We start from the raw sequence: 26,379 nt of genomic DNA on the forward strand, positions 1-26,379 counted from the left end.
TGAATATTTACATATTGGTAGCTAGTGATGAATTTTTAATAAAACCTGAAAGACTTTATTTTTTTAATAGAGCCATTTTTTTAATGTGCGAATCGAAAAGAGTAAAACAAGCGTAAACTAAACGCTATCCATTATCAAATAAAGTCGCTGAGAATTGAATATCTGTCTCCATTGTCAACATAATGTGCTGCAGCAAAATCTCGAAGACTTTAAATTCTCAAGTAAAGTGTTTTATGCCTCATAATTTCGAAAATAAAAATTTGTATTATGAATAGGTTTAGACAGTCAGAAGTAGTTGATTAAATAATCCAGATCGATTTTGAAAATAAATCGATTCCGAAAGACAAATATTGGTTATTCGGAATAAAAAGTCTTTTAGAATCCAATTTTTTAATAAAATAAGAAAGTAAAAAGTTATATAGAAAGCTAGGAGGCTTTGGTCTTGTTATAAGGTCAAAATTCAGCTAAATAAAGGCTGTAGGAATAGGATATCCTTATGAAAAATCTGTAAATCGGAATTTATTCAAGTCTAGCAGGCTTTACTATTTTACAAGACCCTTATGGATAAACTATTCAATTTAATAAATAGAAAATAGGCTTATATCGGAATCTAGAACGCCCAATAAAAACTATTAGTCGAATAGAATTGAATTAAGTGTTTATAAATAATGTATTTCTACAAAAAGCGTCTACTAATACGTTCAAAATAACTCAGAAATATATAGAAAAGATAGCCATTTCTATGCTTTCTATCGGCGTAAAGGAATATTATTTAAAAAATTTCTATATAATTAAATATAAAACTATATTACAACAACATTATTAATATAATTTAAAAACTATAAAATTTTATTATAATTAACTATTGTAGTTTGTAAAGTCTCTTATAGGCTCTAAGAATTCAATAATCTATAAACATAAATCCAATAATTCGAATAAGCCAATCTTAAAGCCTTTAGAATCCGCTGCCAGCACAAATAAACTCCTTTAGAATCGACCAAAATTTATATGTTACAAAGTATATAATTCTATTGCATTCATAGAGACCTTATTTTGAAAATAAACTCCTTGACATTGTCATAAAAATATACAATATCCAATAATACCATTTATCAAAAGCTAAAGCACTTAAATTTTAAATTTCCAAAGTGCCCAGTCGATACTGGGTCGCAAATATAGTAAGAATGTTCATTTCTCAATAAACTTTTTTCAAATAACACAATCATATTCGATTTCAGTGTATCTGCTGTGAAATTATACTAAGCTCATCAAATGCGCGGTTCATGCGATTCGATTAGTATATTTCAAAATGTCATTTAGAATCAAATAACAATTTTTAAGAAAAATTCAATGGTAAATATTCAATTCTAATCGCGTCTATATTACAAAAATTTATAATAAAGCCGCTGAGAATAGCATAAATACCAATAAATGCTTCAAAAATTTTAATATCTCAAAGAAATCGATAATAAATCACCACTAAATTGCATTTTTCAAAATTTTCACTCGTATAAAATTATCTTTTTTAATTATTCGATCTCAAAATAAATTTTTCTTGTTTTAAACCCAGTAAGAATCCGATATAACGTCGAAAGTATACTAACGAATCGTTTATCTGATTCTGAAAGGGTCAAAAATTTCAAATTTCAAAATATAGAAATCACCAAAAATTACTTTCGAAATTCAATAAAAAATGCTCGTTTAAACTATTTTAAACCTAGTAAATCAAGAAAATTCTTAAAAAAAGTAAATATTAAAACCAAAACGGCCTAAATAAACAGATTTTTTCATTTAAAATGATTTTAAACCCATTAAGATTCAGATAAAATCCGAATAAAGTTATCAGAAGTGAAATAAACAAATCTAATAGCCTCAAAAACGAAATTCCATAATAAAAAGCATAAAAATGCCAATACAAACTCTTTTATAATCTCATAAAATTTTGTTTTTAAATTTTTAAAAAAATATTCAATTCTAAAGAGCTCAAAAATCCCTCAAGAATTTGATTTCCGAAAATAAACCCGTTTAGATTTCGATATTTCAATAGGGAGTTAATCACTTCCAAATATCGTAACCTAAAAAGGTTTGATTCGATGTTGACAAAACTAAACAAAGATTTTCGAACGTATTCCACAATCTTTTTTTTTTTAATAAATACTAATATTTTAAATTAAAGAATCTCTTATTGTTTATTAGGGTGTGGAAAAGTGGTATAAATTGATTTGAATCGATTTTGATTTTAGGTTTTTATAGAGTTTTCAACAATTTTTCAACAGAAATTTGGTATTAAATAGCTGATTTTTAAAATTCTAATTTTTCCTGTTTTTTATTTTCCATATTTTTTTGTTGAATAGTTAATGTTTGTAAAATGTGGAAATCTGCCAATTTTTGTGCGGAAAAATAATTGGAATTCGTAGTGAAAGTAGGGGATTTGTGGAATGTTAAATACTTTTCATTTTTATTTAACCTTTTATTTACACGTTTTCCACATTTTTCGTTAATTTGAACCATCACTTTTGGGGATAGTTTGTGAATTTTAAAATATATGGCAGATAGAAAAGTAGATTTTTTGGTCATTGGATCAGGTATTGCCGGATTGAGCTTTGCATTGAAAGCTTCTAAATTTGGTAAAGTGTTGATAGTCACTAAGTCCAATGAGGATGAGTCTAACACGAAATACGCACAGGGGGAGTAGCTGCCGTTGTGGATAAGTCAGATAGCTTCGAAAAGCATATCATTGATACTCAGATAGCTGGAGATGGATTATGTGATGTGGAAATTGTGGAAAACGTGGTCCGGGAGGCTCCGGATCGGATTGCCGAACTTATTTCTTATGGAACCTCATTTGACAAGGAGGAATCTGGAGTTTATGATCTAGCTAAAGAAGGGGGCACTCGGCTCATCGTATTCTACATTATAAAGATATAACGGGGTATGAAATCGAACGAGCGTTGTTGGTGCAAGCACACAACGATCCTAATATCGAAATGGTTACTCATTATTTTGCTATCGATCTGATCACCCAGCATCATATGGGGAGTATGTTGATAAGAATAGGGAAGATATTACCTGTTATGGTATCTATGCATTTGATACCTCATCGCATCTCGTAGACAAGATTTTGAGCAAGGTGACTGTCATGGCATCCGGTGGTGCGGGACATGTGTACTCGAGTACAACTAATCCGACTATTGCTACTGGTGATGGTATAGCGATGGTTTACCGGGCGAAAGGCAAGGTGCGTAATATGGAATTTATGCAATTTCACCCGACCTCATTATATAATCCGAAGGATTCACCCGCTTTTTTGGTTTCGGAGGCCGTTCGTGGTTTCGGAGGGATTCTTAGAAGGATAAATGGTGAGCCTTTTATGGAGGAATATGACGAAAGAGCCTCTTTGGCTCCAAGAGATATTGTTGCGCGCGCTATAGATGCCGAAATGAAGAGGTCTGGTATAGATTATGTGTATCTGGATATTACCCATAGGGATAAGAAGGATATTATTAAGCACTTTCCAAATATTTATGAAAAATGTCTTTCTATAGGATTGGACATGGCTACAGACTTTATACCGGTCACTCCGGCTGCCCATTATTTATGCGGTGGAATTTATGTAGATGATTTTGGACGAAGCAGCATACGTAATCTATATGCCTGTGGAGAGTGTTCATCGACTGGATTGCATGGAGCAAATCGATTGGCTTCTAATTCCTTACTTGAGGCTCTTGTATATGCTCATCGGATCTTTTGGATGCTACAAAATCCGTTGGAGCTATAAACCATGTTTCCGATGTTCCCGAATGGGATGACTCGAAGACCTCCCTTTCCAATGAGGATATTCTAGTCAGTCATAATCTACGTGAGTGTCAGAAGATCATGAGTGATTATGTTGGTATTGTTCGATCAGATTTTAGACTAGAAAGGGCCCTTAAACGCCTACATTTACTATATGAGGAAACAGAGGAATTCTATCGCAACACCCGGCTTTCTGTGAAGCTTTGTGAACTGCGGAATGTGATCCAGGTTGCTTATATTGTAACCAAGTCGGCTATGCTTAGAAAAGAAAGCAGGGGCTTGCATTATACAACAGATTATCCCCAGCATTCGGATATATTACAAGACACGATATTTTAGTAGATATGGCACTTATTTTACCTGTTTTAGATAAGTCTCCAATGATAGCTGAGGAATGCTTTTTGGCCCCCAATTCGACTATTGTTGGCGATGTAGAGATTGGACACCATTGTTCGGTTTGGTTCAATGCGGTAATTCGCGGGGATGTTAATTATATTCGTATAGGTCATTATACCAATATACAAGATGGTGCTGTTATCCATTGTACCTATAAAAATGCGGAACTACCATTGGTAATTACGTTAATATTGGCCATCAGGCTATGGTACACGGATGTGTCGTGGAAGATCATGTTCTGATCGGGATGGGCGCTATAGTAATGGATAATGCAGTGGTGGAATCCAATGTAATTATTGCTGCTGGTGCTGTTGTTTTGGAAAATACCCGTTGTGAATCAGGATATCTATATGCTGGAGTTCCTGCAAAAAAATAAAAGCGCTGACTGATGAACAGAAAGCGCTTTTACAGCAGCTGCCACATAACTATGTATTATATAGCTCTTGGTTTTAGCTTAAACGTATTAGCAATATTTTTTTCTTGTTTTTTACAATTAGTCTCAATTTTATTCCTTTTTGAGTCCACTTAATGAAAAGCTATCTTTTTGTTCCCAGTTTGCACGTATCGTAAAAACCTTATTTAGGTAGACAACAGGCTCTGGGAAAGTCTTCTTCTCAACATCTCCGGTATCCCATATTCCATTATTATTGTCATCGCGGATGACACGTATGGTATATTTTCCTCCTGGAAACTGTTTGTAAACTACTGATGGATTAACACTATTGATCTTATCCATTCTATATATCCTATCTTTTTTCTCATTGATCAATTCGACCAAGTAGGTAGTATTGCTGTCCAGATCCGTAAAGTCAAATGTTAGATCCCCATAGTTTTCACTATCATCGTAAGTCAGATCGAATTTCTTCTCTTTATTTTGTTCCCCAAAATATCCTGTTATGGCACCTTCTGTAAATTCTATCTGATATTTTTTATCTTTTCTCCAATTATAACGGATATGGTAAATATTGGAGTCATTTGTATCCACTGCCAATTGATAGTTCGTTCTTATAAGAGAATCTTCTTTGAACTTTAACTTCGCTTTATCTATATTTTTTATCGGAGTAAAAGCTGATACCTGAAGATGATTGATCCTATCTACTTTACCATTATTTGGTGTAAATTGTGGGTCTATAACCTGCTCTATTTTCACATTTCCTCTTCTGACAAGAATAGTGTCCAAAGGTTTCTCACCTTCTGTTAGAACGAGTTTGAGTGAGTCTATTTTTAGGTTGGGAAGAAACAACGTTGCAGAATCGGAACTCTTCGAGAATCGTACTATTTTATCCTTATTATTGACTTCATCGTTTAGAATATTAAGCTTTGGTTTATCCACTCTTCTATTGAAAATGAGGAGCACACTTCCATTTTTCTCAAATTTCTTTTCTTGCGTGCGGAATTTTTTTGGAACAGCTTTGAATACTTCTAAATTGATATTGGTAAGGTCCCGTTCTAATACGATGGAATCTTTTAGAAAGCCTATTTCTTCATCGGGTGCATTATAGATCCGATCGTTGTTCTTTTCCTGAAGAGCATATATACGATACGTTCCCTCACGGAGGTTATTTAGTTTGTAGTTTCCAGCAGTATCTGTTATGGTAAAAATATTGGCTTTCTTTTTTCCAAAAATAGAATCTTGGCTTGTGGGTATTAGAAGAACTTTAACCTCTTTTAATACTTCTTTTGTCATCGCACTTTTTACATTGCCCGATATACTGAGTGAGTCAATTTTGTCACCTGTTGCAAATACATAAGCGTAATTTACCAATGCATTCCCTGCATTATAATCTACTAGGCCCTTGCCGAAATAGATGCTATAAGTCGTATTTTTTTCCAATGAATCTGGTAATGTGATTTCCAGATTTTTTTCTTGACTTTGAATTGGGGATTACTTCCCATATCCGGTGTGATGCTAAACTCTTTTTGCTGATTGGCCAGCTTGACATACTCATCAAAAGTTATGACGATTTTTTTTCGGTAAAATTCTTCGAAAAGTTCGTAGGGCTTTCCTGCAGAATTTTTGGAGGAATAGAGTCTTTAGGTCCTCCTGTTGGCTGTTGTATACTCGCACATTGTATAGACAAGCCAATGAGCATTATAAACATGCTTAAAATAAGTAATCTCGTTTTTAAGCTACTTTTTAGCCTTTCTGAACTACTTTTATTACTTTTTAAAGAAGTTGTCATAAAAAATAGAATATTGTCTTAAATCGCTTATTTTAAGCTTGTTTATTTTTATTTATAATTATCTGTAAATCAATTAATTAACTCATGTGTACCATTAAAACACTGATATCTGATGGTGATACACCCGAAATTCGGGAAGCTTGACCTAATGTTCTAGGTTTTACCTTCGCTAATTTTTGTCTTGCTTCAATTGACAGTGAAGTTAGTAAACCATAATCGAAATCAGGATTAATTTCTCTATCTTCCATCTTCTTCATGCGATTGACTATTTCTATTTCTTTTTCGAAATAGCTCTCGTATTTCATGTTAATTTCTGCCTGCTCTATTGTTTCATTATCAAATTGAGAAACATATTGAGCAAAGGCTTCATCGCCTTTGACGATATCTTGTATGCTGACCTGTGGTCGGGCTAGTACATTACTTAAACGTGTTTTTTGAGCAAGTGCACTGGATCCAACTTCTGCCAATACCGTATTCATCTTTTCAAGATTCGTTGAATTCTGTTTGAGGTATTCAATGATGTTATTGGAGTTATCTATTTTATCTTGCACTTTCTCTAGTCTCTCCTCTCCGACTAATCCTAGCTTGTAGGCTAATGGTGTAAGACGGATATCGGCGTTATCCTGACGCAGCAGTAAGCGGTGCTCTGCTCTAGAGGTAAACATGCGGTACGGTTCCTCTGTTCCTTTTGTGACAAGGTCATCTACTAATACACCAATATATGATTCGGATCTTTTTAGAATAAGTTCTTTGTCATCATTGATACGTTGATGAGCGTTTATACCAGCAAGGAATCCTTGTGCCGCAGCTTCTTCATACCCCGTAGTACCATTGATCTGCCCGCAAAAAAATAAATGTTTTACCAATTGGGTTTCCAATGTTAGATCGAGCTGCATTGGTGGAAAATAGTCATACTCTATTGCATATCCCGGACGGTACATCTTTGCATTTTCAAATCCGGGTATAAATTGTAGCGCTTTTAATTGTACATCTTCTGGAAGTGATGTGGAGAATCCGTTTACATAAATTTCCACTGTTTTGAATCCCTCCGGTTCCACAAAAATCTGGTGTCGCTCACGCTCCGCAAAGCGATTGATCTTGTCCTCTATCGAGGGACAATAACGAGGACCTAATCCCTTAATTCGTCCAGTAAACATAGGTGATTTTTCGAACCCTGTACGAAGCATTTCATGTACCTTATCATTGGTATATGTAATCCAGCAACAGCGTTGTTCTGTCGGCATCTCTACATCTGTATAAGAGAATCGTCCTTTCTTTTCATCACCCCATTGTTCTTCCATGAGACCATAGTTAAGACTACGGCCATCAATTCTTGGTGGCGTACCAGTTTTCATTCTACCTGATTCGAAGCCCAGTGAAACGAGCTGCTCCGTCAGTCCTGTAGCAGCCTTCTCTCCTGTTCTACCACCTCCAAATTTTTATCACCGATATGGATTACGCCATTTAAGAATGTCCCGTTTGTTAGGACAACAGCATCCGATTCAATTTCTATTCCCATAGAAGTGATGACTCCGCATGCCTTTCCGTTTTTAACGATTACCTCCTTGACGGTATCTTGCCACATATCTAGATTTGGCAGAGATTCTAATTGTAATCTCCACTCCTCTGCAAATCGCATCCGATCATTTTGTGTACGTGGACTCCACATCGCAGGACCTTTTGAAAGATTAAGCATGCGGAATTGAATCGTTGATTTATCTGCAATGATACCTGTGTATCCTCCCATCGCATCTATTTCTCTTACGATTTGTCCTTTGGCTACACCACCTATAGCAGGGTTGCAACTCATTTGAGCTATCACACCCATATTCATTGTAATAAGCAAAGTGGAAGAACCCAGATTAGCTGCTGCTGCTGCTGCTTCACATCCGGCATGTCCTGCACCTACTACAATTACATTGTATTTTTTAAACATCTCTATATCCTTGTTCCACGTGAAACGTGGTTTTTTATTTATTTACAAATTTACTCTTTTATCTACGTTCCACGTGAAACCCGATTGAAAATTTTACATAAAATCTGCAAGATATAACCATCGTTCCGATTTTTGGTCTATCTGTTCTTGCATAGTTTTAATCTCCTCTGCTAATGTTGAAAGCTTGACGTGATCTGTTAATTGATTTAATTCTTCAGTCTTTGCCTTTACCTGTAGTTCGAGATTTTCTATTTCTGTTTCCAGTTTATTGTATTCAAGTTGATCCTTGTAAGAGAGCTTTTTCTTTTCCTCTTTTACCTCGGGTTTAGCTTTGTCTTGGCTATTTTTCTTTTGTTTTTCCTTTTCTAATTTTTGGATTTCATCTTGTTCTGATTTAAAGTCGGCATAGTTTCCATTATAGATACGGATCTTACCTGTTCCCTCAAATATGAAAAGTTGATCTGTCAACTTATCCAATAGATATCTATCATGGGATACCAATATAAGTACGCCCCTATAATTATCAAGGAAATCTTCTAATACATTTAATGTGTCAATGTCCAGGTCATTGGATGGCTCATCTAGTATAAGGAAATTAGGATTCTTCATTAATACCCGCATCAATTGAAGACGCTTTCTTTCCCCACCACTAAGTTTGTTGACAAAACCAAATTGCTTCTCTGGAGGAAACAAAAAGTGTGTGAGTAATTGAGATGCTGTAATCATTTCTCCATTTGCCATCTCAATATAATCAGCAACATTTTTACAACATCAAGTACACGATCATTTTCATTTACTTCAAGTCCCCTTGCTTATAGTATCCATATACAGTGGTCTCTCCTACTGCTATTGTTCCAGCATCTGGAGTTTCTTCTTTTGTGATAAGATTTAAAAAGGTTGATTTACCAGTTCCGTTTTTTCCAGCTAGACCTATACGGTCTCCTTTTTTGAATGTGTAGGAAAAATCTGTTATGATTTCTTTCGCTCCATAATGCTTGGATACATGTTCCAGTTCGAGAATTTTAGAACCCTGTCTACTTACTTTTACACTAAGCTGAACAGAGTCATTTCCTTTTATTGATTTGGATTTTTCTTCTAGATCGTAGAAAGCTTCGATGCGGGATTTGGATTTGGTACCTCTTGCCTGAGGTTGACGCCGCATCCATTCCAATTCCTTGCGAAGTAGATTTCTGCTCTTCTCGACCATGACTGCATCGATCGTTTCTCGATCCGACTTCTTCTCCAAAAAATAGGAATAGTTACCTTTATAAATGTAAAGATTCCCCTATCAAGTTCTCTGATTTCTGTACATATATTATCGAGGAAGTAGCGGTCGTGTGTAACTAAAAGCACCGTCTTGCTGCCAGTGGTCAGTAACTTTTCTAACCATTCAATGGTTTCTATATCCAAGTGGTTGGTTGGCTCATCCAGGATATATACATCCGGCTCGTCTATCAAAAGTTTGGCCAGTGCGAGTCTTTTACGTTGTCCCCGGAGAGACTTTTTATATCCTGCTGAAAGTCCATAATATTTAAACGATTTAAAATCGTCTTTATATTATGCTCATATTCCCAAGCATTCAATGAACTTATTTTTCGGTAAGATCTTCTAATTTTTTTGATCAATATCAGTACTTTCCAGAAGTTCTTCATATTCCCTGATTAGACGTTGCTGATCGTTGTCTGCACTATATATAAAATCATTGATTGATTTTAATCCTGTGAAATCAGGATCTTGTTCGAGAAATCCTATTTTTATACCCTTTTCTTTGACAACTTTTCCTGATGTTGGCAAGGTACGATCTGCTAAAATAGAAAGCAATGTTGATTTGCCTGTACCATTTATTCCGACCAAAGCCACCCGCTCTCCTTTTTGGAGTCCGAAGTGTAAATCTCTAAAAAGCCACCTATCATGGAAGGAATGGCTTACTTGTTCTGTAGCTAAAATACTCACGTTATATCACCCAAAAATTAATTTTAGTCATTTTAATACAATAAAATTCCATTCAAGAATTTATTACCCCTGACGGTTTTTTAATGTATTGAAAATCAAGTAATTATATTATTATTTTTGATTTTCAATTATTTATATATTGAATCAATAATCTTTTTTGATTGCTGACTAATTAAATCTAATGGATGGCTTTCTATGCTATGTTTAACTATGGGCTGAGGAACAAAATTATCCTGTTCAGCATAATCTCAGTAACAAGTTGATTTAGAATGCACGCAAAAATAAAGAAATAGTTTCTTATTCGATGCGAAAAAGCTTCGTTGTGTGATAAATCGGCAATAATGATATTACCTTGATAAATTTAATTCAATGCATAATCCGCAATCAGATTGAAACGAGGTATTTCAACCTGGAAACTGCTATTATCCAAAGAACGGATCATATTGTAATGACCTTCCATGAAACCAAATTCACTGTTGAGATTACATCCCGAAGTATATTGATGTACCTGGCCCGGTTCGATAACAGGCTGCTCACCTACAACACCTTCTCCCGACACTTCCCGATAGTCGCCTTTTGCATCAAATATTTTCCAGTAACGACTGATCAATTGTACCGTGTAATCGCTCAAATTTTCTATGCTAATGTGATAAGCAAACATAAAATGTTCACGGTCGGGATTAGAATACTCCGATTGATAGATGGTTTCAACCGAGATTTTTACGCCTTCTGTAATTTGTGTGATCATTTGGATGATGTTTATTGTTGCAACAAATACTTATGCTAAAATACTAATAATGAGTTTAAAATTCGCAAACTTAATCATTTTTAAAGGTTAAATTATGCTAAGTTTAAAATTACTATAGCCAAATGGTCGTTAATTAGTAGGTTTGTATATGGCAAAAGGTATATTATATTTAATTCCCGTTCCTTTGAGCGATGATGCTGCATTCCAATCTTTTACTCCTTATTTGGTTGAGACAATCAATGCATTGGACGAATATATCGTGGAAAATGAAAAGACGGCGAAAGTTTCTCAAACTGGCTGGATTAAAAATTCCTCAAAGTGAATTGACGATACATGATTATGGTAAACATGCGCGGGACAAGGGAAATATCAATGATTTTTTTGAAGGCTTGAAGCAAGGAAAAAATGTAGGATTGATGTCGGAGGCCGGCTGTCCGGGAGTAGCCGATCCCGGTGCTTCTGTGGTTGCTCGTGCTCATCAGCTTGGGATAAAAGTGGTACCGTTGGTTGGTCCCAGTTCCATCCTATTAGCACTTATGGCTTCAGGATTTAGTGGACAGAAGTTTGCTTTCCATGGTTATTTGCCTATTGATAAAAATGAGCGTGCAAAGAAAATCAAAGATCTAGAGCTACAATCTATGCGTGAGAAGCAAACTCAGATATTTATTGAAACACCATTTCGAAACAATCATCTTCTCGAAGATATTCTAAAAAACTGTAAATCCAATACCCAGCTTTGCGTAGCCTGTAATGTCACTTCCGCTGACGAGTCTATAAAGAGTTTAACCATTGCTGAATGGAAAAAACAGAAAGAGGATTTCCATAAAAACCAACAATATTTTTGCTGTATGTCTAACAAGTTGTGTCGAGTTCTCCCCTACCCTGCTTTATCTGTTAGGGCAGTTTTAATATGAAATCTATCCTTAAACAAGGATAAAGCTAGGTGCAGTTTTATGAGTGATTACTCACATATATCGTTTTCGACTGCAAAATGAAAAATGCTTATTGGAACATAGCAAATTGTTGAGTAGATTTAGGAGGAGTGACGTGTTAATTTGAATAAACATAATGTAATGAAATTTAATAAATTAGGTTGTTTTATATTGTTTTTTTCATTAGTTGTAGGCTTAAAATCTGCTTATGCACAGCAAACTACTTATGTTGTTGTACATGGTGCCTGGGGTGGCGCCTGGCAATTTAAAAAGACAGCAAATGAATTAGAGAAAGAAGGACATAAAGTATATCGTCCTGCACTAACCGGTTTGGGAGAACGTTATCATTTAGCGGATACTTCTATTCGTTTACAGACCCACATCAACGACGTTGTCAATACCATATTATTTGAAGATCTTCGAGATATTGTATTGGTTGGACACAGCTATGGGGGAATGATAATAACGGGTGTAGCAGATAGTCTTCCGGATAGAATAAAAAAATTGGTATATTTAGACGCCATCCTTCCCGATAATCAGGAATCGGTCTTGAGTTTGATGGTAAAGCCTGGGGACAATGGTCTTTTGAAATTTGAGAAGGAAGGTTTTATTATTCCATTTTGGGTAAAAGACGAAAGTAAGTTTCCGCGGGACGTCCCCACCCTTTGAAAACGATGACTGATAAAATCAGTTTAAGAAACCCAGAAAGGGAGAGAATTCCCGCTACTTATATCTTGACCTACGAAGAAGGTAAGGCAATGGAAAAAGATGACTTTTATCCATTTTACGCGAAAGCTAAACAACGTCATTTTAAAACCGTTGAATTGATCGGAGATCATAATCCGCAAATAAAAAAGCTGAAAGAATTAGTAGATTTGTTATTACAGGAAAAATAAATAAGAGCAAGATATTTCAATGACGCAAGAAGAATTATTAAATGAATTAAGTAAACCCGAAATACTCTATCCGGCTTTAGGTCTAATCGTTATACGCACCATTATTTGGTTATTATTTGCGAATACGATTCGAAAAACTTTAAACTTGGTCGCGGTGGAAAATAGATTGATGACACCTAATCAATCTTGGTTGGTGGCGATTCCATTAGTCAATATTTATTGGAATTTTCAGGTCGCTTCCCGCCTAAGAGATTCCCTCATCAATGAGTTCTATGATCGTAAGATAGCTGTAGAGGAAAACCCAACTTATCGGAAAGGATCATTGTATGCATGGATTTATTTGGCTGCAAATATCCCTTGCCGATTTCTATTCTAGGTGTTTTGGGTATTATGCACTTTGTCACATTGGCCAACTATTGGTTCAATATCAGTGCAAACCGTAGAATTTTAGAAGAACACGATAAATTTAGAGAAAAGGAGGTGATTATAAACGATGAAAATTAAAGCAGTTATTCAATATCTGGAGCAGCTGGCTCCTTGGATTTGCAGGAATCTTATGATAATGCCGGACTTATCGTAGGCAATGCAAATCAGGAGATTACCAAAATATTAATTTCGTTGGATTGTACAGAGGAAGTTGTACAGGAGGCGATCGAAAAAGGATGCAATTTAATTATTTCACATCATCCCATTGTTTTCAAAGGCTTAAAAAAGTTCAATGGAAAGAATTATGTGGAACGCACTGTCATAAAAGCTATTGAGAATAAAATTGCGCTATACGCGATACATACCAATTTGGATAATGTCACTGGCGGGGTCAATTCAAAGATAGCAGATAAACTTGGATTGGTTAATCAGGCGATATTGGAATCGAAACCCAATGTATTGCGCAAGATGGTTGTGTTTGTGCCAAGGAGTCATGTAGAAGAAGTCAGGACAGCATTATTTGATGCTGGAGCGGGCCAAATTGGGAAACATTATGATCAATGTAGTTTTAATACTGCAGGTTATGGAAGTTTCAGACCTTTGGCGGGATCCGAACCTACTATCGGCGAAATAGGAACACAGGAGCGTGTCGAAGAAACGCGGATAGAGGTGATCTATACACGTTCAATAGAAAGAAAGCTGCTTTTGGCACTTTATGAAGCGCATCCTTACGAAGAGGTGGCTTATGATCTTTTCGATTTGCAGAATACAACAGTGGAAATTGGAGCTGGGATGATCGGGAATTTACCCGAGCCTATGGACGAACGGGATTTTTAGCTTATTTGAAGGAAAACCTTAAACTAAACGTTATTCGGCATACAGCACTTCTTGGCAGAAAAGTCAGTAGAGTTGCCGTCTGTGGTGGCGCAGGAGGTTTTTGTTAGGTGCAGCAAAGCGATCTGGCGCTGATTTTTTTGTGACAGCTGATTATAAATACCATGAATTTTTTGATGCCGAGGGTGAAATTGTCATCGCGGATACGGGACATTTTGAGAGCGAACAATTTACGCAAGAATTATTGTACGACATTATTACGAAAAAATTTCCTAACTTTGCAACCTTAACAACAGAAATAGATACAAATCCTATAAAATACTACAGTTGATGGAACAAACCGTAGAACAAAAATTGAAAGCACTATGGCTTTTGCAAGCCATACATACTAAAATAGACAAAATTCGCCAGGTTCGTGGTGAATTGCCTATGGAGGTTGCAGATCTTGAAGATGAGATTGCGGGTTTAGAAACTCGTATTGAGAAGATCAGAACAGACTTAGACGATTTAGAAGATTCGATCGTTAAGCGTAAAAACATGATTAAGGATGCCCAAGCTGCTATCAAAAAATACGAGTCGCAGTTAAATGAGGTAAAGAACAATCGTGAGTACGACGCTATTTCGAAAGAAATTGAAATTCAAGGTCTTGAGATTCAGGTTTGTGAAAAAGAATCAAAGAAGCAGAGTTCGAGATTCGTAACAAAACAGAAAACTACGATACTACTGTAGGTAACCTGGAATATAGCAAAGGCGAACTTGAGGGTAAAAAGAAAGAATTGGAAACAATTACTTCCGAAACTCAAAAGGAAGAAGATGCTTTATTAGCAAAAGCTGCTGAAGCGGAAGCTAATATTGAAGAGCGTTTGGTAAAAGTTTACTACCGCTTACGTAATTCTTTCAAAAATGGTTTAGCGGTCGTTTCTATCGATCGTGATAGCTGCTCAGGATGTCACAATAAAATCCCTGCTCAGATGCAATCTGAGATTCGTCAACGTAAAAAAATCATTATCTGCGAACATTGCGGTCGTGTTTTGGTTGACGAAGGTATTGTATTGGAAATCGAACAAGAATACGGTTTCTAATCTTTGATAACAGTATATAAGCCCTGCTCAACAGCAGGGCTTTTTTTATGATATTTTTATGCAACTTTGTTGATATACGAAGCAATGTACTAGACAAAATAGTAGCTTTGCATAATAAATTTTAACCACTAAACATTTATGAATAAAACTCATTTTAAGTTTATTGCTGCGTTTTTAGTAGGAACATCATTTCTACAGGCCAAAGCGCAGGAAACTTTATTGCTCCGAAATCCAAGTATCAGCGCCAATAATATTGCTTTCGTGTACGGCGGCGATATTTGGATCGCAGACAAAAACGGTGCAAATCCAAAACGTCTAACAACAAACCCTGGCGTAGAACAAAACCCAATGTTCTCTCCTGATGGAAAAAAAAGTAGCATTTACAGGCAATTATGATGGTAATACAGATGTATATGTACTTCCTATTGAAGGAGGTGAGCCCAAGCGTATTACGTATCACCCATCTTCGGATGTATTGCGTGGCTGGTTGAATAATGACGAGGTATTTTATACAACATCGCGTGATTTTACCTATGCGCTGAGCCCGCGATTATATAGTTCTAATATCCAAGGATTGGGTATGGACAAAGCTTTATTGATGCCTGAGGCTAACCAAGGAAGCCCTTCTGCGGATGGGCGTTATTGGGCTTATATCAAAAATACTGATCCTACGGAGCGCGATCGTGTCGCTTTCAAGCGTTATCGAGGTGGTGGTACACCTACTATTTGGATTTTTGATACAAAAACCAAGGAAATTGAAGCAATTCCACAGGTGAAAAGCAACGATGTTAAACCCCTTTGGTTAGGCAGTAAGGTCTATTTTCTATCGGATCGTGATAAAATAGTAAACATCTTTAGTTACGATACCAAATCAAAGAAAGTTGAAAAACTAACTGATTTCAAAGACTACGATGTACGCTCGCTCAATGGAAATGGCAATGAGCTGATTTTTGAATATGCTGGCGTATTGAATACATTAAGCTTAAACAATAACAATAAGGTAACCGCCCTACATATTAGCGTAAATACGGATGCTATGTTTAAGCGTCCGTATTACAAAAATATCAAAGAGGACATTCGCTACGCGGCCCTCTCTCCTACAGGCCAACGGGCGCTATTTGAGTCACGGGGTGAGATCTTTACCGTGCCTAAAGAGAAAGGTGAGGCACGTAATTTATCGAATTCACCAGGTTCTCATGAACGTTTTCCAGATTGGTCTCCCAATGGAAAATGGGTTTCTTACATCTCAGATAAAAAAGGTTCCTATCAGTTGGTTTTAGTAGATCAATTTGGAAAGGATCAGCCTTTATATTTCAATCTGGGCGAAACCAATTTTTATTTTGAGCCTACCTGGTCTCCAGATTCGAAGAAATTATTCTATAATGACGCTCACCTCAATCTGTACTATATTGATATCGCATCTAAGGCTATTGTAAAGGTCGCAGACGATAAGCTGAGTGGACAAACCGGTAGAGTATCCAATCATTTTCAACCGAGCTGGTCTCCAGATTCAAAATGGATTTCGTTTACACGTACTTTGGAAAACGGCGTACCGGCTGTATTTATGTACAATCTGGATACAAAGAAAACGCAGCAAATTACAGATGGTATGAGTTCTGTTCGCAGTACTGCCTTTTCACAGGATGGCAAATATCTTTTCTTCACGGCGAGTACCAATACAGGATTGACCAATTCCGGTCTACATATGTCCGCTACGCAACGTAATGTTGATTATGCTGTATATGCCTTTATTTTGTCAAGTAAAACCCTTCGTTCTTTAAGAATGAAAGTGATGAAGAGCAGATTCGTGAAGATAAAGCGGACAAACCAGCTGAAAAAGAAGACAACAAAACAGCTCGCGTAAAAGAAAACGATAAAAAGCACCGAAAAAGATAAAAAGGAAGAAGCTCCGGCTAATAAGCCTCAAGACAAATCCATTCAGGTAGATTTTGACCGTATCGAGAACCGTATTGTCGCTTTACCTTTGCCGGTAGGTACCTATTGGAATCTGAATGGCTTGGTTCCAAACCAGTTGACCTATCAGCGCGGAGGTACCATTGGGGCCTACGATTTTAAAGATCTGGAAAATAAGACATTGGTCGAGAATGCCCGCAGTTTTGTGATCAGTGCCGATGGCAAGAAAATGTTATATCAGACAGCGAATGGTTATAATATCGTAAATGCCGGACAGAAAGTTGCATCTCCAACTGCAGGTGCAATAAAATTGGATGGTATCCAACAATTGGTAGATCCTGTTGCCGAATGGAAACAAGTCTTCAATGAAGTTTGGGCAATGCAGAAAGATTATTTCTATGTAGAGAATATGCATGGTGCTGATTGGAAAGCCATGAAAACCAAATATGAGAAGTTTCTTCCATTTGTTAACCATCGTTCTGATTTAGGCTATTTATTGAACGAAATGATGGGCGAAATGGTTGTTGGACACAATTATATCTATCCGGGTGATCAACCTTCTACCCCATCTGTGTCAGTAGGTGTATTAGGGGCTGACTATACGATCAAAAATGGATATTACCAGATAGCGAAGTTATTTACACGTTTGGAGTGGAATCCTTCTTTTAAGGCACCATTGGCAGAACCGGGATTGAATATCAAAGAAGGTGATTATATTGTCGCTGTAAACGGTATTGAATTAACGGAAGATAAGGATATCTATAGTCTATTTGATAATACCGTAGGCAAGCAGGTAGCCTTAAAAATTAATTCCAAGCCGTCTCTGGTTGGTGCTCGCGAAGTCATTGTAAAACCGATTTCTTTTACAGACGAAATGAGCTTGCGTAGCATGGAGTGGGTGGAGCGCAACCGTAAAAAAGTAGATCAGCTAAGCAATGGACAAATCGCTTACGTATACATGCCAAATACAGGACCTGAGGGGTATACCTACTTTAACCGTTATTATTTCTCCCAGATGGATAAAAAGGCCCTTCTGATGGATGAAAGAAACAATGGTGGAGGCTGGGTAGCCGATTATGTCATTGACCTACTATCCCGTGAATTAATATCTGGCTGGGGTATTCGCGATGGCAAGGGATTTACGACTCCAGGTAATGGTATTTACGGACCAAAGGCGATGATCATAAATGAAAATGCCGGTTTGGAGGTGATATGATGCCGTACATGTTCCGTTTCAAAGGCCTCGGTAAATTGGTTGGCCGTACAACAATGGGAATCTTGGTCGGTATCAGTGGGTACCCGCCGTTATTGGATGGTGGACGTATTACTTCACCAAACTTTGGTGTATATGACCTGAAAGGCAACTGGATTATAGAAAATGAGGGTGTTGCTCCGGATATCTTTGTTGAGCAATTACCAAAAGATTTGCTAGAAGGACGTGATCCACAATTGGAAAGAACGGTGAAGATTTTATTGGAAGAAATGAAAACCTATCCTTACAAAAATCTACAGAAACCTGCAGATCCAATACGGGTGAACTAATAAAGGAATAGCGATAAAAGGGCTTTGGAAACTATTTCCAAAGCCTTTTTGCATGTTTTTGGAGCAGATTATCTTGCTTTGATAATTATTTTAAGGTATCTGGGGTCAGGCTTTTAGTAAATGGTCTTTTTCCACTACTTTAATGAAGTAATGGCTATTGAAATGCAGTGATTTTATAAAGTAACATGCTTTTATTGTTATCTTTAAAGCATATTTTAGATTTATGTACCCCGAGCAAACTACTTCCCTTTTCAATCGTTATTGCGTTTGGTCCTGTTGGTCATCGGATTTACCTTTCTCTCACAGGTCATCGGTATCCTTATCATCTTTTTCTACTACAAGTTTACAGGACAGGCATTTTCAATGGCTACCCTAATGCAAGGATCAGCGAATGAAATGCGTTTTCTATTGCTGTTGAGTAGCTTGGGATCCTTTGTTGTGCCCGCCTACCTGATGAATACCCGAGAGGGGTATGGGATCTCTTATTTTAAACAGGAATATACGCCACAGGCAAAGCAGTTTGCGTATATTTTTTTCGCAATGCTCGCTTTTATGCCATTGATGAGCTTAATAGGGCATTGGAACGAGTCATTACAGTTGCCTGATAATATGAGATCTGTGCAGGTATGGATGGAACGTAGTGAGCGAGAATCAGGAGATCTGATCAAGGGGATTATCGTGGAAACAAGTTTTATCGGATTTCTATTTAATCTGGTGGTTCTGGCATTGATACCTGCAGTAGGCGAAGAACTATTATTTCGAGGTGTTCTTCAAAATATTGTCGGAAGATGGATTTCCAACCCCCACGTTGTTATCTGGATTGTGGCTATTGTTTTTAGCGCCATACATCTGCAGTTTTTTGGATTTATACCACGGATGTTGTTGGGTGCATTTTTGGTTATCTCTATTTATGGAGCAGAAATATTTGGTTGCCTATTTTTGGTCATTTCGTCAACAATGCAGGCGCTACGATCATGGCCTTTTATTATACAAAAAATGGTAAAAGTTACGCTGAAATCAATGCATTTGAAGTGCAATCTTGGTGGATATATGTTGTAGGCTTCATTTTTACTGCTATTTTTGTATTCTTATTTTATCTGTCAACACAAAAAGGAAACCATGGAGAACGATTGGAAGAAAATTAAAATATATACAAATGCTATTCAGGCTGAAATAGTAAAACAAATGCTGGAAGAGAATGGTATTCCCGCGGTTATATTAAATAAGCAAGATTCTTCTTATCTGTTTGGAAAAATAGAACTATATGTTAGTGAAAACTCGGTTGAGACTGCCGAAAGATTGATTGAAGAAGTAGGGGAGAGAACTAAAATGAAGACAAGAGCGATAACCGGTGCTATTTTTGTAGCTGTCATGGTGGCATCCACCTTATTTGGACCATACCTATACAGCATCTTTTTTACACTCTTGAGTGCATGGTGTCTGTATGAGTTTTACGGTATTGTGTCATCCGAAGAACGTGCGCCTAATAAGGTCTTAGGGATCATTTTAGCGTTGACGGGATTTGCTGTAGGGTCTATGGTAGCTATGAACCTTTTGGAACCTAAATTTCTATGGCTCGTTACACCACTGGTCGGTTTGACCTATATTATTTCACTTTTTCAAAAACGAAGTTTTCCCTTTAATGATATAGCCTATACTTTTTGGGGATCTGTTATGTCACATTTCCATTCTTTCTTTTTGCGAAACTAGGATTTATCAATGGTGTATATAATCATTATATTCCCCTCGGTTTTTTAATATTGCTCTGGACCAACGATACCGGAGCATATCTTGCAGGTCGGAGTTTTGGTAAACATAAATTGTTTGAGCGGATCTCTCCGAAAAAGACTTGGGAGGGATTTTTCGGTGGTTTCATTTTAGCTATTGTGGTAGCTGTAAATCTTGAAAAATATTTTGGAAGTTTGCCATTGTGGCAATGGATTATCGTTGCTATGATCATCAGTATTGTTGGAACATTGGGCGATCTGGTCGAATCGATGTTAAAGCGGAGCTTGCACGTTAAGGATTCAGGCAGTATCTTACCGGGACATGGAGGTTTCTTGGACCGTTTTGATGGCTTATTATTGGCAGCACCGATAGTTTATATTTTCTTAATTTTAATCAGTTAAAAGAATTATGAGTCACATTCAGAAATCTACCTTTGATTTTTTGACCGAATTAAAGGAAAATAATACAAGAGAATGGTTTGCAGATAACCGGGAGAAATATGAGTCCGCATTGGCTGATGTACGGAGTTTTCTAACGGATTTAATAGCTGCCCTGAGTGAATTTGATCCTAAAATAAATACCTCCATACAAGCCAATAAATGTCTGTTCCGTATCTATAGAGATACCCGTTTTTCAAATGACAAGACGCCCTATAAGACCTGGTTTGGAGCCGGAATATCTGTTGATGGAAGAAAATTGCGTGGCCCTGAATATTATATTCATATCGGTGCTGAAAATTCATTTATTGCCTGTGGCTACTGGAGGCCGGAGAAGCCGCATCTGGAGGCTATAAGACAGGAGATAGACTACAGTGGCGAACAATTGGCTAAGACGCTGAATGGATTGTTGGATGAGGGGAAAATAAATCTTTTCAAAGAGGATCTGTTAAAACGTGCTCCTGCCGGTTATGGCGAAGATAATCCCTACATTGATTTTATCAAGTTAAAAAGCTTTGTTCTGGATCAACCTTTGACGATCAAAGACCTGTCAAACAAAAACGCATTGGATAATATTATCGCCTCTTATAAAAAAATGTTACCCTTCAAAGAGTTTTTACAAGAGGCGATCGACAGCGAATAGTCTACTCTGGTAGACTAATTTTGCCCATACAGACCGCAGGAGAATCTTTTATATGCTCGACATTGGATTTGTTTCCAGTGAGGGTCTCATTGGCTAGCAAGGCGAATAATACCGCTTCCTTCGCATCGGGATCAACCCCTAATGTGGCGAAGCTCTCTACTTTGATGTCCGGCAGATTTGCTTTGATGTACTCAAAAAGTAGCGGATTATGCAGTCCCCGCCACTGATATATACCGAGAAATTCGCTAACCCAAGGGCTTGCCGACGTATGCCGTTGATCATCGCTTGGGCCGAAAAGCGATTGAGTGTTGCCATGACATCTTCTGCTGAGAGATCTAATGTCTCAGAACGTTTTTGAGCCTCTTTCAGGTAATCAAGATTGAATAATTCCGGACCCGTTGTTTTCGGAAACTCCAAAGTTAGGAATTCTTCCGCCAGGAGCTGCTCTAATAATGGCCCATTAACCGTCCCCTTTTTTGCAATCATGGCATCTCTGTCCATCTCTTGGTCAAAATGAGCTTTCATATACTGGTTCATCATTGTATTTCCCGGCCCTAGATCTGTTGCATAGGCTTCCAGATTGCTTTGATGGCTAGGGATAAAGGTGAAATTCGAAATACCTCCTATATTCAGTAAAAATCGGTTTTCGGTGGGATGGGAAAAAGAAGATAGTCTCCATAGGCTGCTAACGGTGCCCCCTCTCCTCCTGCGGCAATGTGTTTTTGTCTAAAATCTGACAGTGTAATTATACCGGTATGTATGGCAATATGATCCCCATCACCGATTTGTAGTGTGCTATTGGGCCAACCGAGGTCCTTCGTCAACGATTGCGGAGCATGATATACCGTCTGTCCATGACTAGCGATGCAGTCTATCTCTGTAGATGAAATATTCCAGCTTTCAAGGGCTTGGTTGATCAGGTTCGCATGGGTGATCCCTACATATGCGTTGAGGCCCGAAAGTAACTGTTGGTCGATGGTTCTTTTGCAAATATTTCACGGACTTTGGTTCTGAATATATCCTCATAATCCATTGTGATAAACTTTTCTAAGCTTATTTTTGTGGTCTTTCCGGCATTTTCGATACGGCATAATGCGATATCAAGACCGTCCAATGAAGTTCCGGACATTAAACCAATAATAAAACGCTCTTTTTTAGGGCTATCTGATAAAGTTTTTCGATTTGAGGATTCATAATCTAAAAATAAACACAAAAATCTTATAATGAATATCATTTTTGACAATTGAAGATATTTTGTAACTTCACGGCATTAAAAATCAAAAAATTAGATACAATGAATTTTCCAGCAGAATTGAAATACACCAAAGATCACGAATGGATTCGTGTTGAAGGTGATGAAGCAGTTGTAGGGATTACCGATTTCGCTCAACGTGAATTGGGTGACATCGTTTTTGTTGACATTAACACTGTAGGTGAAGAAGTTGCCGCAAATGAAGTTTTCGGTACAATCGAAGCTGTAAAAACAGTTTCTGATTTGTTTTTGCCTGTAGCAGCGACAATTTTATCAGTTAATGATGCAATTGATGCTTCTCCTGAATTGGTGAATTCTGATCCATATGGTGAGGGCTGGATTGTTCGTATTAAATTGAATAATGTAGCAGACGTAGATGCATTATTATCTGCAGATCAATACAAAGAAGAAATCAACGCTTAATACCGTTGTGATAACAAAAAGGGCTTAATTTTAAAATTAAGCCCTTTTTGTTGCTATCTATTGGCATTTTATAACTGTTTTGATCTTTGCTTCAGGCATATCGACATCACTTGTCATCTCCGTTATTTTAGTCAGACAAGTCTTTTTATCCAATACATAGAACCCTTGGATACTACCGACCTGTTTTGCGTCCGATCCAAACATTTTTCCTTCCACATTTACCTTATAACCCTGTTCATTTACTTCGGCGAGAGTCATTTTGTTTTCGACCAGTAGACCCGATTCTTCCGATTCTGATTTTGAACTCCATGATTCTCCAATACCAATGGCATGTTCAGGCAATACGGTGCTAATATTTTCAAACATACTGCGATCAAAAGGAAGGTTGACGCCTTCCGGCAATTTTATATCCGAAGATTTTCCCAATTGATCTATTGAAAAGCTAATCTTACTATCTACTAGCTTGCCTACTGTAGCATGCATCTGTTTTGAAAATTCATTTGCTTCCGGATTTTTGGAGTCATAGGTCATTTCCATGGCTTCTCCGCTCATTTTCATATTGATACCAGTGTATTTAAGCTCAAATAGAAAGGAATTGTCTTTCTTGGCTGTATTTGTAATATCAAAGCCCATTGTTAAGTCTGTCACAATCTTCTGTTCGCCAGTTTCGATATCCATTGCCATAATCACATTTTGCGCTATTGTCTTCCCCTCTTCAGGGTTCACCCGCAGGGTATATTTCTTTTGGGCTGATACAGATAGGACTACAAATGCGAATACAGCCGTCAAAGCTATTGTTTTTAGTGTTTTCATCTATTGGAATTTTTGTTAATAATAACAGGACAGATAAATATATAAAAAAATCCCTTTTACAATCAGTAAAAGGGATTTTTATTTGATTCAAAAAAGAATCCAATTATTTTTTGATATAAGATACTTCTTTTACAGCTTTAACTACTTTTTCTACATTAGGTAAAGCAGCTTCAATCAATGTTGGCGCATAAGGAAGAGGTACGTCAGCACAATTCACACGAATTACAGGAGCGTCCAAATAGTCAAATGCATTGCGTTGTACATTAAATGCTAAATCTGTAGAAATTGATGCCAAAGGCCATGCTTCTTCTACGATAACCAGACGGTTTGTTTTCTTTACAGATTCAATAAGTGTTGGGTAGTCAATAGGACGTACAGAACGCAAATCGATCAATTCTACACTGATACCTTCTTTTTCAATTCTTCAACTGCTGGAATTACAACACGAGGAAGCATTTTACCGAAAGAAACAACAGTAACATCGGTACCTTCTTGGATGATATTTGCTTTTCCGATTTCCAAGTAGTACTCTTCTTCAGGGACTTCGCCTTTATCACCGTACATGACCTCAGATTCCATGAAAATAACAGGATCTGGATCAATAATAGCAGATTTCAATAAACCTTTAGCTTCGTAAGGGTTTGAAGGAACAACCACTTTTAAACCTGGTGTATTTGCAAACCAGTTTTCAAAGTTTTGAGAGTGTTGTGCTGCTAGCTGACCTGCATTTCCTGTCGGGCCACGGAAGACCATTGGGATAGAAAATTGTCCACCACTCATGGAGTGGATTTTGCAGCAGCATTGATAACTTGGTCAATCGCAACAAGTGAAAAGTTGAACGTCATGAATTCAACGATTGGTTTTAGACCATTCATTGCTGCACCAACAGCGATACCAGCAAAACCAAGTTCAGCAATAGGTGTATCAATGATACGTTTTGCACCGAATTCATCAAGCATACCTTGGCTTACTTTATAAGCACCGTTATACTCTGCAACTTCTTCACCTAATAAAAATATTTTGTCGTCTTTACGCATTTCTTCGTTCATTGCTTCACGAAGTGCTTCTCTGAATTGTATTTCTCTCATCAGTTGTAAAATAGTGTCAATTTTTAGATTACAAATCTACTATTTAAAATTGATATTTTGAAGATTTGACTAGCCTAATTGTATAGTTTTATGTCATTTTTAATAAGTAGATGACTTTTGTATTAAATTTTGGAAAATAAGTCCGGCAAGAAATCCAATGTTTGTATAAGTGCCTTATTACTATTCATTATTGCCAGAGGAATGTTCCACGTGGCACGGTTTCTTTTTCTACGTAATTGGAGATCCCACGGAGCTCAATCACCGGAAGATCCATCTTATCCGCGGCAAAGAAAACAGCGGCACCTTCCATGCTCTCGATACAACTGTTGGGGTTGAGCTGTTGCACTTTTGCGATACTATCGGTATTCCCATGAACCTTATTTACAGTAATGCCATGTCTTTGGGCTAAAAAGGGAGCACTACATTTTCACCATAAAGCAAAGAAGACTCGAATTTGGATCTTCCGAAACCCAACTGTTCAATCGGAATAAATTGCTGATCATCTTCTGCACCCAATTCTACAAACGATTCTGAGGTGACCTGCACCACCTCTCCTATTTTCAGGTTGCGGTCAAAGCATCCTGCTATACCTATATTTATAAGGAGATCGTATTTGTTTTCATGTAATATCTCCCCAATTCAAATGCTGTTGCCACCATCCCTACACCTGTGATCACTGTGTCACAATTGGGGTAGTTGGCGGCAACCTCCAAAAAGGTTGAATTTCGAATTGCGTAGCGGCTACGATTAATATCTTCATGATAGACTTCTTTTATAGTATGCGAAAATTACGAATTATCGCGGAGGTCTTTAGCACATTAAAATAAAAATTGGCAGGTGATCTTTACTTGTTAATTATATTACCATATTCTGACGGCATTCCTAAAATAGAAATGTTAAAATTGGGCCTAAAGCCGTATCTTTGTATTATTATGATATTTATAACTCGTCGTGAACGTTTTTGTGCAGCACATAAGCTGTATCGTGAAGATTGGAGCAATGAACAAAACGAACAAGTGTTTGGACTTTGTTCTAATCCAAATTGGCATGGGCACAATTATGACCTTTTGTCACAGTCAAGGGGAAGTAAATCCCGAAACTGGTTTTTTGATCGATTTGAAGATCATGAAAGAAATTATCAATCGCAGCATCATTGATAAAGTGGATCATCGTAATTTCAACTTGGATGTTGATTTTATGAAGGGTGTCATGGCCTCTACAGAAAATATCGCTATTGAGATATTCAAGATCCTGAAACCACTTTTTGAAGAACAAGGAGTGGCATTGCATAGTGTTCGTTTGCACGAAACCGAAAATAACTACGTCGAATATTTTGGCGATTAATCTTTAATACATTT

Annotated in this window: 24 protein-coding genes and 10 pseudogenes; 20 read left to right on the forward strand and 14 right to left on the reverse strand. The window is 37.1% G+C overall.

Annotated features, from left to right (window positions below; all coding sequences use genetic code 11):
* Positions 1–2,301: 2,301 nt before the first annotated feature.
* A complete protein-coding gene (locus KUH03_RS19885; protein ID WP_257098126.1) occupies positions 2,302–2,655 on the reverse strand; it encodes a hypothetical protein in 354 nt (117 codons plus the stop codon).
* On the opposite strand from KUH03_RS19885, the pseudogene nadB reads away from it, so the two are divergent.
* Both nadB and KUH03_RS19895 read left to right on the forward strand, forming a co-directional pair.
* A pseudogene (gene nadB / locus KUH03_RS19890) lies at positions 2,546–4,134 on the forward strand (L-aspartate oxidase). The gene KUH03_RS19885 and the pseudogene nadB overlap by 110 nt on opposite strands.
* Before the next feature lie 5 nt (positions 4,135–4,139).
* Positions 4,140–4,644 (forward strand): annotated as a pseudogene (locus tag KUH03_RS19895) (gamma carbonic anhydrase family protein).
* 52 nt (positions 4,645–4,696) lie between these two features.
* Here the strand turns inward: KUH03_RS19895 and KUH03_RS19900 are convergent.
* From KUH03_RS19900 to apaG, 7 genes and pseudogenes are all read right to left on the reverse strand, one after another.
* Positions 4,697–6,025 (reverse strand): carboxypeptidase-like regulatory domain-containing protein, encoded by a 1,329-nt coding sequence (locus KUH03_RS19900; protein WP_257096019.1) that lies wholly within the window; start codon positions 6,023–6,025, stop codon positions 4,697–4,699.
* A 426-nt stretch (positions 6,026–6,451) separates the two neighbouring features.
* A pseudogene (gene mnmG / locus KUH03_RS19905) lies at positions 6,452–8,310 on the reverse strand (tRNA uridine-5-carboxymethylaminomethyl(34) synthesis enzyme MnmG).
* 93 nt (positions 8,311–8,403) lie between these two features.
* A complete protein-coding gene (locus KUH03_RS46265; protein WP_306429657.1) occupies positions 8,404–9,051 on the reverse strand; it encodes an ATP-binding cassette domain-containing protein in 648 nt (215 codons plus the stop codon).
* 52 nt (positions 9,052–9,103) lie between these two features.
* On the reverse strand, positions 9,104–9,556 hold the full coding sequence (locus KUH03_RS46270; RefSeq protein WP_306429658.1) for an ATP-binding cassette domain-containing protein: 453 nt from the start codon (positions 9,554–9,556) through the stop codon (positions 9,104–9,106).
* A gap of 179 nt (positions 9,557–9,735) precedes the next feature.
* Positions 9,736–9,792 (reverse strand): annotated as a pseudogene (locus KUH03_RS46275) (hypothetical protein); the annotation flags it as partial.
* 126 nt (positions 9,793–9,918) lie between these two features.
* The gene (locus KUH03_RS46280; RefSeq protein ID WP_306429659.1) at positions 9,919–10,263 is read right to left on the reverse strand and encodes an ATP-binding cassette domain-containing protein; all 345 of its coding nucleotides are present in this window, start codon (positions 10,261–10,263) and stop codon (positions 9,919–9,921) included.
* Positions 10,264–10,624: 361 nt separating this feature from the next.
* A complete protein-coding gene (apaG, locus tag KUH03_RS19915; RefSeq protein WP_223584040.1) occupies positions 10,625–11,011 on the reverse strand; it encodes a Co2+/Mg2+ efflux protein ApaG in 387 nt (128 codons plus the stop codon).
* A gap of 148 nt (positions 11,012–11,159) precedes the next feature.
* Between apaG and KUH03_RS19920 the strand changes: the two are divergent.
* The 16 genes and pseudogenes from KUH03_RS19920 to KUH03_RS19990 all read left to right on the forward strand — a co-directional run bounded on the left by KUH03_RS19920 (position 11,160) and on the right by KUH03_RS19990 (position 21,445).
* Positions 11,160–11,867 (forward strand): annotated as a pseudogene (locus tag KUH03_RS19920) (SAM-dependent methyltransferase).
* 217 nt (positions 11,868–12,084) lie between these two features.
* Complete coding sequence (locus KUH03_RS19925) at positions 12,085–12,612, forward strand: alpha/beta fold hydrolase (RefSeq protein WP_257096020.1); 528 nt, start codon at positions 12,085–12,087, stop codon at positions 12,610–12,612.
* A 5-nt stretch (positions 12,613–12,617) separates the two neighbouring features.
* Entirely contained in the window at positions 12,618–12,839 is a 222-nt protein-coding gene (locus tag KUH03_RS19930; protein WP_257096021.1) for a hypothetical protein, read from the forward strand.
* 19 nt (positions 12,840–12,858) lie between these two features.
* The gene (locus KUH03_RS19935) at positions 12,859–13,215 is read left to right on the forward strand and encodes a hypothetical protein (RefSeq protein ID WP_257096022.1); all 357 of its coding nucleotides are present in this window, start codon (positions 12,859–12,861) and stop codon (positions 13,213–13,215) included.
* Positions 13,197–13,343, forward strand: coding sequence for a hypothetical protein (locus tag KUH03_RS19940; RefSeq protein ID WP_257096023.1), 147 nt, complete (start codon positions 13,197–13,199; stop codon positions 13,341–13,343). The genes KUH03_RS19935 and KUH03_RS19940 overlap by 19 nt, the downstream gene beginning before the upstream one ends.
* Positions 13,344–13,376: 33 nt before the next feature.
* Complete coding sequence (locus KUH03_RS19945; protein ID WP_306429662.1) at positions 13,377–14,102, forward strand: YqfO family protein; 726 nt, start codon at positions 13,377–13,379, stop codon at positions 14,100–14,102.
* Positions 14,103–14,202: 100 nt separating this feature from the next.
* Complete coding sequence (locus tag KUH03_RS46290; RefSeq protein ID WP_306429663.1) at positions 14,203–14,430, forward strand: Nif3-like dinuclear metal center hexameric protein; 228 nt, start codon at positions 14,203–14,205, stop codon at positions 14,428–14,430.
* Positions 14,430–15,181 (forward strand): annotated as a pseudogene (locus KUH03_RS19950) (zinc ribbon domain-containing protein). The gene KUH03_RS46290 and the pseudogene KUH03_RS19950 overlap by 1 nt, the downstream one beginning before the upstream one ends.
* Before the next feature lie 138 nt (positions 15,182–15,319).
* Entirely contained in the window at positions 15,320–15,577 is a 258-nt protein-coding gene (locus KUH03_RS19955; RefSeq protein WP_257096025.1) for a hypothetical protein, read from the forward strand.
* A complete protein-coding gene (locus tag KUH03_RS19960) occupies positions 15,543–17,045 on the forward strand; it encodes a hypothetical protein (RefSeq protein WP_257096027.1) in 1,503 nt (500 codons plus the stop codon). Before KUH03_RS19955 ends, KUH03_RS19960 begins: the two co-directional genes overlap by 35 nt.
* Positions 17,046–17,165: 120 nt before the next feature.
* Positions 17,166–18,311 (forward strand): PDZ domain-containing protein, encoded by a 1,146-nt coding sequence (locus KUH03_RS19965; RefSeq protein ID WP_257096029.1) that lies wholly within the window; start codon positions 17,166–17,168, stop codon positions 18,309–18,311.
* Positions 18,308–18,637: a S41 family peptidase gene (locus KUH03_RS19970; RefSeq protein WP_257096031.1), complete on the forward strand. Its 330-nt coding sequence runs from the start codon at positions 18,308–18,310 to the stop codon at positions 18,635–18,637. Before KUH03_RS19965 ends, KUH03_RS19970 begins: the two co-directional genes overlap by 4 nt.
* 630 nt (positions 18,638–19,267) lie before the next feature.
* Positions 19,268–19,782 (forward strand): annotated as a pseudogene (locus KUH03_RS48860) (lysostaphin resistance A-like protein).
* Positions 19,757–20,347, forward strand: a complete 591-nt coding sequence (locus tag KUH03_RS46295) for a putative signal transducing protein (RefSeq protein ID WP_306429664.1) — start codon at positions 19,757–19,759, stop codon at positions 20,345–20,347. Before KUH03_RS48860 ends, KUH03_RS46295 begins: the two are co-directional and overlap by 26 nt.
* Positions 20,299–20,766 carry a CDP-archaeol synthase gene (locus tag KUH03_RS46300; RefSeq protein ID WP_306429665.1) on the forward strand — a complete coding sequence of 156 codons (468 nt, stop codon included), beginning with the start codon at positions 20,299–20,301 and terminating at the stop codon, positions 20,764–20,766. Before KUH03_RS46295 ends, KUH03_RS46300 begins: the two co-directional genes overlap by 49 nt.
* A 7-nt stretch (positions 20,767–20,773) precedes the next feature.
* Complete coding sequence (locus KUH03_RS19990; RefSeq protein ID WP_120261311.1) at positions 20,774–21,445, forward strand: DUF2461 domain-containing protein; 672 nt, start codon at positions 20,774–20,776, stop codon at positions 21,443–21,445.
* A gap of 1 nt (position 21,446) precedes the next feature.
* Here KUH03_RS19990 and KUH03_RS48865 read toward each other — a convergent pair.
* Both KUH03_RS48865 and KUH03_RS46315 read right to left on the reverse strand, forming a co-directional pair.
* Positions 21,447–22,437 (reverse strand): annotated as a pseudogene (locus KUH03_RS48865) (anhydro-N-acetylmuramic acid kinase).
* On the reverse strand, positions 22,383–22,574 hold the full coding sequence (locus tag KUH03_RS46315) for a hypothetical protein (protein ID WP_306429666.1): 192 nt from the start codon (positions 22,572–22,574) through the stop codon (positions 22,383–22,385). The pseudogene KUH03_RS48865 and the gene KUH03_RS46315 overlap by 55 nt, the downstream one beginning before the upstream one ends.
* A gap of 165 nt (positions 22,575–22,739) precedes the next feature.
* Here KUH03_RS46315 and gcvH point away from each other — a divergent pair, with 165 nt between their 5' ends.
* Positions 22,740–23,120 (forward strand): glycine cleavage system protein GcvH, encoded by a 381-nt coding sequence (gene gcvH, locus KUH03_RS20000; RefSeq protein WP_120261313.1) that lies wholly within the window; start codon positions 22,740–22,742, stop codon positions 23,118–23,120.
* 57 nt (positions 23,121–23,177) lie between these two features.
* On the opposite strand, the gene KUH03_RS20005 is transcribed toward gcvH, so the two are convergent.
* The 4 genes and pseudogenes from KUH03_RS20005 to KUH03_RS20020 all read right to left on the reverse strand — a co-directional run bounded on the left by KUH03_RS20005 (position 23,178) and on the right by KUH03_RS20020 (position 25,567).
* Positions 23,178–23,933 (reverse strand): DUF6263 family protein, encoded by a 756-nt coding sequence (locus KUH03_RS20005; RefSeq protein WP_257096035.1) that lies wholly within the window; start codon positions 23,931–23,933, stop codon positions 23,178–23,180.
* 103 nt (positions 23,934–24,036) lie between these two features.
* A pseudogene (locus KUH03_RS20010) lies at positions 24,037–25,021 on the reverse strand (pyruvate dehydrogenase complex E1 component subunit beta).
* Positions 25,022–25,208: 187 nt separating this feature from the next.
* The gene (locus KUH03_RS20015) at positions 25,209–25,367 is read right to left on the reverse strand and encodes a hypothetical protein (RefSeq protein ID WP_257096037.1); all 159 of its coding nucleotides are present in this window, start codon (positions 25,365–25,367) and stop codon (positions 25,209–25,211) included.
* A 59-nt stretch (positions 25,368–25,426) separates the two neighbouring features.
* On the reverse strand, positions 25,427–25,567 hold the full coding sequence (locus KUH03_RS20020) for a hypothetical protein (protein WP_257096039.1): 141 nt from the start codon (positions 25,565–25,567) through the stop codon (positions 25,427–25,429).
* Positions 25,568–25,953: 386 nt separating this feature from the next.
* Here KUH03_RS20020 and KUH03_RS20025 point away from each other — a divergent pair.
* A pseudogene (locus KUH03_RS20025) lies at positions 25,954–26,365 on the forward strand (6-pyruvoyl tetrahydropterin synthase family protein).
* Positions 26,366–26,379 lie beyond the last annotated feature (14 nt).

This window comes from Sphingobacterium sp. E70 (assembly GCF_019285695.1).
GTDB classification, from domain to species: domain Bacteria; phylum Bacteroidota; class Bacteroidia; order Sphingobacteriales; family Sphingobacteriaceae; genus Sphingobacterium; species Sphingobacterium detergens.